10 protein-coding genes and 3 tRNA genes are annotated in these 13014 nt (G+C 33.0%); 5 read left to right on the forward strand and 8 right to left on the reverse strand.

Features of this window, described 5'->3' with window-relative positions; all coding sequences use genetic code 11:
• Positions 1–96: 96 nt before the first annotated feature.
• Both J2Y38_RS03000 and J2Y38_RS03005 read right to left on the reverse strand, forming a co-directional pair.
• Entirely contained in the window at positions 97–954 is an 858-nt protein-coding gene (locus tag J2Y38_RS03000) for a hypothetical protein (protein ID WP_309839427.1), read from the reverse strand.
• A gap of 147 nt (positions 955–1101) precedes the next feature.
• Complete coding sequence (locus J2Y38_RS03005) at positions 1102–2154, reverse strand: hypothetical protein (protein ID WP_309839428.1); 1053 nt, start codon at positions 2152–2154, stop codon at positions 1102–1104.
• A gap of 107 nt (positions 2155–2261) precedes the next feature.
• Between J2Y38_RS03005 and J2Y38_RS03010 the strand changes: the two genes are divergently transcribed.
• The 3 genes from J2Y38_RS03010 to J2Y38_RS03020 are packed head-to-tail and all read left to right on the forward strand — an operon-like array spanning position 2262 to position 6366.
• Positions 2262–3170 carry an ATP-binding cassette domain-containing protein gene (locus tag J2Y38_RS03010; RefSeq protein ID WP_309839430.1) on the forward strand — a complete coding sequence of 303 codons (909 nt, stop codon included), beginning with the start codon at positions 2262–2264 and terminating at the stop codon, positions 3168–3170.
• Between the two features lie 7 nt (positions 3171–3177).
• Positions 3178–4014 (forward strand): ABC transporter permease, encoded by an 837-nt coding sequence (locus tag J2Y38_RS03015; RefSeq protein WP_309839432.1) that lies wholly within the window; start codon positions 3178–3180, stop codon positions 4012–4014.
• Positions 4015–4029: 15 nt separating this feature from the next.
• Positions 4030–6366 (forward strand): choice-of-anchor L domain-containing protein, encoded by a 2337-nt coding sequence (locus tag J2Y38_RS03020; RefSeq protein WP_309839434.1) that lies wholly within the window; start codon positions 4030–4032, stop codon positions 6364–6366.
• 124 nt (positions 6367–6490) lie between these two features.
• On the opposite strand, the gene typA is transcribed toward J2Y38_RS03020, so the two are convergent.
• Complete coding sequence (typA, locus tag J2Y38_RS03025) at positions 6491–8287, reverse strand: translational GTPase TypA (protein WP_309839436.1); 1797 nt, start codon at positions 8285–8287, stop codon at positions 6491–6493.
• Positions 8288–8455: 168 nt separating this feature from the next.
• Between typA and J2Y38_RS03030 the strand changes: the two genes are divergently transcribed.
• Both J2Y38_RS03030 and J2Y38_RS03035 read left to right on the forward strand, forming a co-directional pair.
• The gene (locus tag J2Y38_RS03030; protein ID WP_309839438.1) at positions 8456–10165 is read left to right on the forward strand and encodes a PAS domain-containing sensor histidine kinase; all 1710 of its coding nucleotides are present in this window, start codon (positions 8456–8458) and stop codon (positions 10163–10165) included.
• Between the two features lie 6 nt (positions 10166–10171).
• Entirely contained in the window at positions 10172–10582 is a 411-nt protein-coding gene (locus tag J2Y38_RS03035; RefSeq protein ID WP_291147004.1) for a response regulator, read from the forward strand.
• 132 nt (positions 10583–10714) lie between these two features.
• Here the strand turns inward: J2Y38_RS03035 and rpsT are convergent, their stop codons facing one another.
• The 5 genes from rpsT to proS form a co-directional block, all read right to left on the reverse strand.
• Complete coding sequence (gene rpsT, locus J2Y38_RS03040; RefSeq protein WP_053473851.1) at positions 10715–10966, reverse strand: 30S ribosomal protein S20; 252 nt, start codon at positions 10964–10966, stop codon at positions 10715–10717.
• Positions 10967–11120: 154 nt separating this feature from the next.
• Positions 11121–11192 (reverse strand) — tRNA-Glu (locus J2Y38_RS03045).
• A gap of 44 nt (positions 11193–11236) precedes the next feature.
• Positions 11237–11308 (reverse strand) — tRNA-Glu (locus tag J2Y38_RS03050).
• A 40-nt stretch (positions 11309–11348) separates the two neighbouring features.
• A tRNA-Glu gene (locus J2Y38_RS03055) sits at positions 11349–11420 on the reverse strand.
• Positions 11421–11498: 78 nt separating this feature from the next.
• Positions 11499–12977 (reverse strand): proline--tRNA ligase, encoded by a 1479-nt coding sequence (gene proS, locus J2Y38_RS03060; RefSeq protein ID WP_309839442.1) that lies wholly within the window; start codon positions 12975–12977, stop codon positions 11499–11501.
• Between the last annotated feature and the right edge of the window lie 37 nt (positions 12978–13014).

Raw genomic sequence — 13014 nt, forward strand, 5'->3', positions numbered from 1 at the left:
TCACTAATTTTTATTTAAATATAATTCGTGGAAATTTGTGTAATTCGTGGCAAACTTTTTTTTCTTAGAATCTTAGCAACTCATAACCTTAGCAACTTAGAGTTTAAACTCGTAGACGTTCCCTCCTATTTTGTTTGTTTTTTCGTCGGCTACGAGTAAGGTGTTGTTGTCTTTAAAAACTATTGCTTCTTTTTGGGAGAAGTGGTTTAGACTTATTTCAGTTTGGGTTCCTTTGTGGAATAAATCTCCTTTGAAACCTTTAAACAAAACTATTTTATCGTGGCTTAATAAAACCACTTTTTTTCCGTCGGGACTTATCGTTGCGCTTGTTAAAACACAGTGATTGTAATTACTACACGTTTTAAACTCTCCTATTTTAACTGCTTTTTGAGTTCCTTTTGCATTTTTGATTTTGTAGATAAAAGCAGTTCCGTCAAAACCTTTGCTTCTGTTTTTGGTGAAAAGATAAAAATAACCGTTGTGCTCAAAGAAACCTTCAACATCATAAAACATTTCTTTTTTCTTAGGCGGAAATTCGGTTTGTTCCGGATACGAGAATGAGATTTTATATTCGGCGGAAGCCACCTCTTTATTCAACTGATTTTTGGCCACTTTATAAATGCACAAATCTCTACGTTCGTTATCGTTGTTTCCAAAATCGCCAATGTAAATATTTCCTGTTTTATCTTTGGTAATATCTTCCCAATCTACATTTTCGGCATTTGAAATTGTAATTGTCTTTTCTAATTTTCCTTTGGAATTAATGGCATAAATAGCATTTTTATTTCCGCTGTCTTCCAGTGTATAAATTATGTTTGTTTCCGGAAAATAGGTAATTCCCGAAACTTCTTTTAATTTTTTCGGAAGCGAATAAAGCGTTTTCAAATCATCACCAGATTGCTGCTGGCAAGCTAATAAAACAATAGAAACAGCTACTAAAAAAGATTTTTTCATAAGATTTGTTTTTTTTGAACCATATAAGTTATATAAGAAAATTTAAGTTTTTGCTTTATAAATAACTTGTGTTGATTTTAAAAAATCAACATAACAAAATTCAAGTTTTACTTTAATGAACTTATATAACTTATATGGTTTAATCCTTTAAACTAAGTTTGTGTTTTTAAAATTACGGATAATGAATTCAAAAGCGGCCTGCATGATGTGTCCCATTGATCTTGCGTTTTTAAACTTCATATCATTTGTGTATCGGTACAATTCCATTTTTAATTGGTTTAAATGTTCCTCTGTCGAAATAGTATCGTGACACATAATATTCAATAATTTCTTAATTCTGTTTTCAGCAGAATGGATTCGTTTCGCCAGAATCGCTCTTTCTTCATCTTTATACTGAATGATCGAACGTTCTTCCAATTTCTCTTTAATCAGCTGAATCATCGGATAGTTTTCCTTGAAAAACTGTGGACGATACACTTTAAAATTCCCTTCGTAACATTGCTGATCAAAATCGATAGGGCGAATTTTATAAACGACCTGATCAAAATCATGAATTGGTACAATAACATAATTATACGCTCTCATATCGCCCAAAAGCCTGATCATACAGCGTTCGTTAAATTTAACAAATTCTTTCGCAATTTGCGCTTTCTCCATTTCGGTACATTTGTCGAGCAGCGTATCCATAAAAACATCGCCGGGAATCCCAATAATATGTTCTTCGATTAAGGTGTCATTATAAACCAAAAAGTTGATTTTATCCGGCGAAAGAATATCTTCTAATTCTAATCCGTAAATCCTTGAAGCATCAGCTTTTTTAATATAAAAGTGAACATAATTATCGTTGAGAATATTACGGACTTTAATTCTAAAAGGTTTTGAATTTCCAAAAGTACAATAGTCAATTGCATCAATATTTAAAAACTGAATAATCTCGCTGTTTCCATCAGAATGTAAAAGCGAGTAGATTTTCTTTAAATTGAGATCAATTTCATTTCTTTCAAATTCATTGTAGTAAACCCGAATCCATAAAGTATCAGTTTCGTTTTTATCATAAACGTTAACCGAACCAGAAAATCGCAATAAGTCATCATAAAACACAGAAACTTTCGATATACGCTCGTATCTGTCTAAATAACTTAAAAGTGGCTGTGTTAAAGGAAAAGAAGGTTTCTTTAACACCATCAACGGTTCGCTCATTTTGAATATCTTTATTACAAATTTACATCAATAAGCTGATAAAAATAAATTTGACGTAACAATATAGAATTTGAATCGTCATACTAAAAACTAAAACCGAAATAAATTTGGAAACCATCCTTACTATTCAGAATCTCAGTAAAAGATACGGGCGCATTCAGGCGCTTAAAAATGTATCTTTTAGCATACAAAAAGGCCACGTCTACGGAATCCTGGGCCCTAACGGAAGTGGAAAATCAACCACTTTAGGTATTGTGTTAAATGTTGTAAACAGAACATCAGGCGATTACAAATGGTTTGACGGAAATATAGAAACGCATGAAGCTTTGAAAAAAGTAGGTGCTATTATTGAGCGTCCAAATTTTTATCCCTACATGACAGCCGAAGAAAACCTAAAATTGGTCTGTAAAATTAAAAGCATCAATTATTCTAAAATTGGAGAAAAGCTTGATCTTGTTGGTTTATCTGAAAGAAAAAACAGCAAATTCAGCACTTTTTCTTTGGGAATGAAACAGCGTTTGGCAATTGCATCGGCACTTTTAAACGATCCTGAAATTTTGATTTTAGATGAGCCAACGAATGGATTAGATCCGCAGGGAATTCATCAAATTCGAGATATTATTAAAGAAATTGCATCGCAGGGAACTACAATTTTACTGGCTTCGCATTTATTAGACGAAGTCGAAAAAGTATGTTCTCACGTTGTTGTTTTGCGAAAAGGCGAAGTTTTATATTCTGGTTCTGTGGATGGAATGTCTGCAAATGAAGGTTTCTTTGAAGTTTCTTCAGATGATAATCTGGCGCTTAAATCTGCTTTACACAACCATCAGGCCGTTGCAGAAGTTAAGGATGAAGACGGAAAAGTTTTGGTTTACTTAAAAGCCGATTTATCTGCTCAGGAATTGAATCAGTTTTTATTTTCAAAAAATATTATTTTAAGTCATTTGGTCAAACGTAAAAATAGTTTGGAAGCCCAATTTTTAGAATTAACCAAAAATACAAATCCAAAAATCTAACTAAGCCATGAAAAGACTTATCTCTATAGAATTGCAAAAAATCTGGTTGAATAAAGCCAGTCGTATTCTAACTTTAACCTATTTTATTTTACTTTCATTTATAGCCTTAATTGCTTCAATAAAGTTTAATCTTGGCCCGCTTAAATTTCACTTGGCCGAAATGGGAATTTTTAACTTCCCTTTTATATGGCACTTTAATACTTATGTTGCCGCTATCTTGAAATTATTTCTTGCTATTGTAATTGTTTCCATGATGGCTAACGAATACAGTTATGGAACACTAAAACAAAATTTAATTGATGGCTTGAGTAAAAAAGAATTTATTCTATCGAAATTCCTAACTGTCGTTTTATTTTCAGCTGCTTCAACTGTCTTTATATTTGTGATGAGTTTAATATTAGGTTTGATTTTTTCTTCTTACACTGAACTTGATATTATTTTTAGTGACTTAGATTATCTTCTGGCCTTTTTTGTAAAGTTAACAGGATTCTTTTCATTCTGTTTATTTCTTGGGATTTTGGTAAAACGCTCCGCTTTTGCATTAGGTTTTCTTTTAGTTTGGAATATAATCGAAGCCATAATTAGAGGTTATCTTGCCTTTACGATTTTCCCAGACAGCGATACTGATGAAAAAATTACGCAGTTTCTTCCGTTAGAATCAATGGCTAATTTAATAGTTAATCCTGGCCCAAGATTATCTATAGTTAAAAACATTGGAACACAAATGGGAATCAATACGGATATCGATTATAGTGTAAGCTACTTTGCAATTTTGATTGTATTAATCTGGACATTTTTATTCGTGTATTTTTCTTACAAATTATTAAAAAATCGGGATTTATAGTATATTTGTTATACTATGAATCAGGCAAAAAGTTTTTTAATTATTTTATTTTTATGCTGTTTATCTACGAAGGTAAATGCGCAGTTTATTACTATTGATGATCAAAAAACACCGCAGCAGCTTATTGAAGATATTCTCGTGAATAGTTCGTGTGCTGCTGCTACAAATTCAACCGGTAATGGTGATACTTTCAGGCCCGGAAAACAAAGTTTTGGTTATTTTAACAGCAACGGAAGTAATTTTCCTTTTGCCGAAGGAATAGTTTTAGCAACATCAACTGCTGAAAGTGCCGTTGGGCCTTTTGTTAGTGACTTAACCAGCAGCGACAGTCCTAACTGGCTTGGCGACAGCGATCTTGATCAAATATTAGGTATTCATTCTATAAATTCAACAGTTTTAGAATTTGATTTTATTGCCTATACAAGTGCATTGAGCTTTAATTATATTTTTGCATCAAATGAATATCAGTACGATTATCCTTGTGAGTTTTCAGATGGATTTGCTTTTTTAATTAAAGAAGTTGGAACCTCAGATCCTTATAAAAATTTAGCCGTATTACCCAATACAACTACTCCTGTTTCGTCTATAAATATCCGTCCGAAAATTGAGCCCGGAACCAGACCTGGCGGAATTAATTATCAAGGCTGTGCGGCTGCAAATGAAAATTATTTTGATGGTTTAAATAACAATACCAGTCCGGTAAATTATGCCGGACAAACTACTGTTATGACGGCACAGACTACCGTAACAACAGGAAAAACATATCATGTAAAATTGGTAGTGGCCGATGATACTTACAGATATCTCGAATCTGCCATTTTCCTTGAAGCCGGAAGTTTTGCTTCAAAAATTTTACTAGGTGAAGATCGTACAACTGCCACAAATAACCCTGCTTGTTTTGGAGAAGAAATCGACCTTAACAGTAATCTTGATCCTGCCACTTATACTTTTAGATGGTTTAGAAAAAATGATCCAACTAATATTCTTGGCACAAATGCAACTTACAAAGTTACAAGTGCTGGAAATTATAGAGTTGAAGCTACTGTTATTGGTACAACTTGTGTATTATCCGGAGAAATAAAAATTGATTACGCTCCCGAAATTCTTTCCTCAAATACTTCTTTATTTCAATGTGATGACAATACCGATGGAATCTCAATTTTCAATTTAGATAAAGCCAACAATATTGTTAAAAATAACGCGGCCTATATTATTAATGAAGGCTATTATGAAACATTAGCGCAGGCACAGGCTAAAACAAGTAAAATTGTAAAACCTGAAATGTATATCAATAAATATGCAGATCAAATTGTGTATGCGAGATTAGAAAATGAGTTTGGCTGTTTTAAAATTGCCGAAGTAACCTTAAAAATTGCACCAACATCAATCTCAGATCCGAGTCCGATAAGTACTTGTGACCGAGACGAAATTCAGGATGGACTTTATCAATTTGATTTGAATGCAGAAGTTACGCCGATAATAACTGCCGGACTTCCAAGCGGATTGATTGCTAGTTATTATTTAAACGCAAATGATGCTTTGGTCGAAATAAATCCATTACCTAATATCTTTAAAAATACAACACCTTTTAATCAAAGAATATACGCAAGAGTCGTAAACGGTCCAGATTGTTATGATGTTGTACCAGTCGATCTTGTCGTTAACACTTTTAATCCACCAAATTTTCAGGATGAATCGGCTTTTTTATGCAAAAACGGAGATACAACTTTGTCTGTAGCCACTGGTTTTAGCAGTTATTTATGGAGCAATGGAGATACTTCAAATTTTACTATTATAACTGTACCCGGAGATTATTCCGTAAGAGTAACAGATGCAAATGGCTGCGAAAAAACAAAAGATTTTAAAGTCATTTTGTCTGAACCTGCAATCATAACAAATGCAGTTGTAAAAGATTTTTCAGGAAATGAAAACTCTGTTTCTATTGAATATACCGGAGTTGGAAATTATGAATTCTCATTAGGCGGAACTACTCAAAACGAACCACTATTTACAAGCGTACCTGCAGGAACTTACACAGCAGTAGCAAGAGATAAAAACGGCTGCGGATTGTCTAATGCGTTTGTGGTTTATGTTTTAGATTATCCTAGATTTTTTACTCCAAACGGTGATACTTTTAATGACTTATGGCTTATTGGAGATTCTAATTTGCTGCCTAATTACACTTTAAATATTTTTGACCGCTACGGAAAACTCTTGAAACAAATGAACCAAAACAGTCCGGGATGGAACGGTATTTTTAACGGACAGCCGCTTCCTTCTGATGATTATTGGTTTACTTTAATTTTTGTAGACGGCAGAAATGTAAAAGGGCATTTTAGTTTGAAAAGGTAAAATCCTAAAATTTCAATTTGAAAAATTCCAAATTCTAATTGCTTAAAAAATTAGAATTTAAAGCATAAAAAAATCCCAAACTCCTAATGGAATTTGGGATTTTTATATTGAAATTTAAATCTAATTAGATTTTAAATCTTTTTCTATCAGTTTCTGTCAAATAGATTTTTCTCAAACGAATAGATTTTGGTGTAACCTCTACATATTCATCTTTTTGAATGTACTCTAAAGCTTCTTCAAGAGAGAAAATAATTGGTGGAATAATTCTCGCTTTTTCATCATTTCCAGAAGAACGAACGTTAGATTGTTTTTTCTCTTTCGTTACGTTTACACACATATCATCACCACGAGAGTTTTCTCCAATTACCTGACCTTCATAGATTTCAGCATTTGGTTCAACGAAAAACTTACCACGATCTTGTAATTTATCGATAGAATAAGGAATAGCTTTTCCTTTTTCCATAGAAATTAACGAACCTTTGTTACGTCCAGAAATTTCTCCTTTGAAAGGCTCATATCCAATGAAACGGTGCGACATAATAGCCTCACCAGCAGTAGCTGTAAGTAATTGATTTCTTAAACCAATAATTCCACGAGATGGAATATTAAATTTAATAATCATACGCTCACCTTTAGTTTCCATACTTAACATTTCACCTTTACGAACTGTTACGAACTCAACAGCTCTACCTGAAAGATTTTCTGGTAAATCGATTGTTAATTCCTCAATTGGCTCACATTTTTTACCATCAATTTCTTTGATGATAACTTGCGGCTGACCAATTTGTAACTCATAACCTTCTCTTCTCATTGTTTCAATAAGAACAGATAAGTGAAGTACTCCACGGCCAAAAACCATGAATTTATCTGCAGAATCAGTTTCACCTAACTTCATAGCTAAGTTTTTCTCTAATTCTTTTGTTAATCTTTCTCTAATATGACGAGAAGTTACAAATTTACCTTCTTTACCAAAGAAAGGTGAGTCATTGATTGTAAACAACATACTCATTGTAGGCTCATCAATAGCGATAGAAGCTAAGCCTTCTGGGTTTTCGTTATCTGCAATAGTGTCTCCAATTTCAAAACCTTCAATACCAACTACAGCACAAATATCACCAGCAATAACTTCTGTAACTTTTTTACGTCCAAGACCTTCAAAAGTATGTAATTCTTTGATTCTTGATTTCGTTACAGTACCATCTCTTTTTACTAAAGATATTGCCATACCTTCTTTCAAAATACCTCTTTCTAAACGACCAATAGCGATACGTCCAGTAAAAGCAGAGAAATCCAAAGATGTAATTAACATCTGCGGAGTACCTTCAGAAACTTTAGGAGCAGGCACATTAGCAATAACCATGTCTAATAAAGGCTCAATGTTTTCTGTTTGGTTTTTCCAATCATCAGACATCCAGTTGTTTTTAGCAGAACCATAAACAGTTGGGAAATCTAATTGCTCTTCTGTAGCACCTAATTCAAACATTAAATCAAAAACTTTCTCATGAACTTCTTCCGGAGTACAGTTTTCTTTATCTACTTTATTGATAACTACACAAGGCTTCAAACCTAAGTCAATAGCTTTTTGTAATACAAAACGAGTTTGCGGCATAGGACCTTCAAAGGCATCCACTAGTAAACATACACCATCGGCCATGTTCAATACACGTTCTACTTCACCTCCAAAATCCGCGTGGCCAGGAGTATCGATAATGTTGATTTTTGTTCCTTTGTATTGAACAGAAACGTTCTTAGAAGTAATAGTAATACCTCTCTCACGCTCTAAATCGTTATTATCAAGAATTAAATCACCTGTATTTTCGTTGTCACGAAATAATTGACAGTGATACATAATTTTATCAACCAAAGTGGTTTTACCGTGATCGACGTGGGCAATAATTGCAATATTTCTAATAGATTCCATTTGTGATTTTTAATGGGTGCAAAAGTACACTTTATTTTGATAAAAAAAACGTTTCTGCGATAGTTTGCGTATATACAAGTAATTAGTTCATTAATCTAGTGTTAATTTGCACCCTAAAATGAACTTTACTTATTGTTTAGTTATAGTTAATTTAACTATATTTGAGTAATGAAAAGTAAAACTCTCCAAATTACTCTCGTTTACGTTATCATATCGCTAATTATGGCAATAGTCTGCCATAATTTACTCACAGACTACTTTTTTGATGCAAAATACTCCTATTTATTTTTTGCAAAAGATGTCTTATTCATAATCAGTACTGCATTCATTTTCAGATATATAATTTCTACAAATGAGACTAAAAATATTTCTGTTTTTCAGAAATTAAAAAGCACAAATGAGGAAATTAAAGAATCAAACGAAAAATATGATATTGTTGCAAAAGCGACAAGTGACACTATTTGGGACTGGAAAATTCAGGAAGATACCATAAATTGGAACAAAGGAATTGAGAGTGTTTTTGGCTATAATCCGGAAGAAGTTGGAAAAACTTCAAAGTGGTGGTTTGACAAAATTCATCCCGAAGACAGCATTCGAATGTCAATCAAATTATACTCTTTTATTGAGCAAAAAACAGAAAAATGGCAGGATCAATACCGATTTAGATGCGCCGACGGGACTTATAAGTATGTTTTGGATCGAGGTTTTTTACTGAAAGATGAAAACGGAAGAGCCATTAGAATGATTGGAGCAATCCAGGATATTACCAAACAAAAAGAAGAAGAACAGCGATTAAAACTTTTAGAAACCGTAATTACACAATCTAAAGATTCAATTTTAATTACCGAAGCCAACTCACAAGATCGTAAAATACCAAAAATTGTTTACGTAAATCCGGCATTTTCGCAAATGTCCGGTTATCAGTCTGATGAAATTATCGGGAAATCAACCAATATATTTAAAGGTCCAAAATCGGATTCGGAAGAATTGAAAAAACTTTTGCGGGCAATAAAAAACGAAGAAGAATGTGTAATTGAAACCATAACATATACCAAAACTCAAGAAGAATACTGGGTTCGTTTTGCAATGATACCTATTTTTAATAACGAAGGAGTAATTACACACTGGATTTCTATTCAAAGAGATATTACAGACGAAAAGAAACTGGAAACAGAAAAAGAACATCTTATTAGAGAGCTTACACAAAATAATAAAGATTTAAAACAATTCTCTTATATAACATCGCACAACCTTCGCGCACCATTATCTAATTTAATCGGACTTTTAAATCTGATTGAAGATATTCCAATCGAAAATGAAGAACTGGAAGAAATTTTGGCCGGTTTTACAAAATCAACTCATTTACTAAATGAAACCATAAATGATTTAGTAAAAGTGATTATCATAAAAGACAACCCTTCGATGCAAAAAGAGGAGGTTTCCTTAAAAGAAGTTTTTGAAAATGTTTTTAGTCAGCTGTCTTTTCAAATAGAACTTCACAAACCTATTATCAAATTAAAATTTGACAGAGTCCCACTTTTAATTACCAATAAAGCTTATATTGAGAGCATTTTATTGAATTTGCTTACCAATTCCATAAAATACAAATCTGAAAACAGAAAACTAAAAATATCAATTACTGCAGATCAAATAGATAATTACGCTATTTTAACTTTTAAAGACAACGGAATTGGAATTGATCTGGAAAGAAATCGTGACAAAGTTTTTGGACTTTATCAAAGATTTCATAATTATCCTGACAGTAAAGGATTAGGTTTGTATCTTGTGAAATCTCAGGTAGAAACTATGGGAGGAACAATTAGTATTGATAGTGAAGTCAATAAAGGCACCACATTTACTATAACATTTAAAAATTAATACATTATGCTTGAGCAAATTTTATGCATTGACGACGATCCAATTACGTTGATGTTGTGCAAAAAAGTAATTTCAAAATCTTCATTTTCGCATGAAATTATTACTGCTCAAAATGGCGAAGAAGCATTACACCATTTTAATACTTTAAAATATACCAACAACAAGAATAAAGTAAACAAAAAACCGGAACTAATTTTTTTAGATTTAAACATGCCTGTAATGGGCGGCTGGGAGTTTCTGGATCATTTTACTTCTGCTGATTATGCAGAATTCAACACCGCAAAAGTCATTGTATTATCTTCTACAATTGACCCCGATGATTTAGCGAAAGCAAAAAAATATCCTATTATAATAGACTTTCTTTCAAAACCTATCACCCAGGCCATGCTGGAATATCTTAAAAAGAAAATCAGCTAAAACAGAATAAAATTTAAAATTCCAAATTCCAATACACACACGCATAATTGGAATTTGGAATTTACCATGTGGTGTCAACAAAAAAAGTCCTCTAAAAGAGGACTTTTTGTATATTTAGGAAATTGTAATTAATTACAATTTAGCAACATGCTTAGTTAATTTAGACTTCAAGTTAGAAGCTTTATTATCATGAATGATGTTCTTTTTAGCTAATTTATCAATCATAGAGATTACAGTTGATAATTTTGCAGCTGCATCAGCTTTATCAGTAGCTATTCTTAATGCTTTAATAGCATTACGAGTAGTTTTGTGTTGATATCTGTTAAGAACTCTTCTTTTTTCGTTACTTCTGATTCTTTTTAATGCTGACTTATGATTTGCCATTTTCTTTTAATTTTAGATGTAATAATAATTATAAATACTAGTTAAAAAAGAAAAACCTCCCACAATTGCAAAACAATCACTTTGGTTTTAACTAATAAAACAAAAACCGAGACACCAATTTTTATTTTACAAAACTTATTTACAACTAATTTTGTAGTCTGTAAGGGAATCGAACCCCTGTTACCAGGACGAAAGCCTGGAGTCCTAACCCCTAGACGAACAGACCAGTTTCATTCTAAGTTTTCTTCAATTTAAATAAAATTGAAATTGTAGTCCGTGGGGGAATCGAACCCCCCTTACCAGGATGAAAACCTGGCGTCCTAACCGATAGACGAACGGACCATTAACATCAAGTATAATAACTTATTTGCAGAAAAAAAAGTAGTCCGTGGGGGAATCGAACCCCCCTTACCAGGATGAAAACCTGGCGTCCTAACCGATAGACGAACGGACCGTGTTTCTCTAATGCGGATGCAAAAATACAACTATTTTTAAGATGTACAATACCTGATGCAAAAAAAATTAAAAATTTTTAATATGCCTTAGCAAAAAGCACTCTTTTTGAAGAAGGATTCCCAGTAAACACACAGGCTCCCGCTTCTTCTACAGCATCTAAAGGGATGCAGCGAATCGTCGCTTTTGTCAAATCTTTTATTTTTTCTTCGGTTGCTGCAGTTCCGTCCCAATGAGCCGAAACAAAGCCTCCTTTTCCTTCTAAAATTTCTTTAAATTCCTCAAAATTATTTACTTCCGTAATATGTGTATTACGATAGTCTAATGCTTTGTTAAATAAATCCGTTTGAATTTGCTCTAACAAGTCATTGATATAATTTACGATTCCCTCTCCAGAAACAACTTCTTTTGTCAATGTATCACGTCTTGCAACCTCAAAAGTTCCGTTTTCTAAATCTTTTGGTCCAACAGCAATTCTAACAGGAACGCCTTTTAATTCCCATTCAGCAAATTTGAATCCTGGTTTTTGAGTCGTTCTGTCATCATATTTAACCGAAATTTTCAGTTTTCTCAATTTCGCAGCCAATTCATTAACCGCTGCTGTAATTTCAGCAAGCTGTTCGTCTGTTTTATGAATAGGAACAATTACAACTTGTATTGGCGCTAAGTTTGGAGGAAGTACCAATCCCTGATCATCAGAATGTGTCATTACTAAAGCTCCCATCAAACGAGTAGAAACTCCCCAAGAAGTTCCCCAAACATATTCTTGTTTTCCTTCTGCATTTGCAAACTTCACATCAAAAGCTTTAGCAAAGTTCTGACCTAAAAAGTGAGAAGTTCCAGCTTGTAATGCTTTTCCATCTTGCATTAATGCTTCAATACAATAGGTTTCATCAGCTCCTGCAAAACGTTCCGTTTCAGTTTTGAAACCTTTTACAACCGGAATCGCCATAAAGTTTTCAGCAAAATCAGCGTATACATTCATCATTTTTTCTGATTCTTCTATCGCTTCTGCTTTTGTAGCATGAGCCGTATGTCCTTCCTGCCATAAAAACTCAGCAGTTCTCAAAAACAAACGCGTACGCATTTCCCAACGAACCACATTTGCCCATTGGTTAATTAATAAAGGTAAATCTCTATAAGACTGAACCCATCCTTTATATGTAGACCAGATAATTGCTTCACTCGTAGGACGAACAATAAGTTCTTCTTCTAATTTAGCATTAGGGTCAACTATTAATTTCCCTGGTTTATCCGGATCATTCTTTAATCTATAGTGTGTTACAACAGCACACTCTTTTGCAAATCCCTCTGCATTCTTCTCCTCAGCTTCAAACATGCTCTTAGGAACAAATAAAGGAAAATAAGCATTTTGATGTCCTGTTTCTTTAAACATTCTATCTAACTCTGCCTGCATTTTTTCCCAAATTGCATATCCGTATGGTTTGATCACCATACACCCTCTAACTCCTGAATTTTCAGCTAAATCTGCTTTGACAACCAGCTCATTATACCATTTAGAATAATCTTCTGATCGCGTAGTAAGGTTCTTACTCATATTATATAGTTTGGCACAAATTTTGTTTTAATAATTT

The organism is Flavobacterium sp. 2755, assembly GCF_031455715.1.
GTDB lineage: Bacteria > Bacteroidota > Bacteroidia > Flavobacteriales > Flavobacteriaceae > Flavobacterium.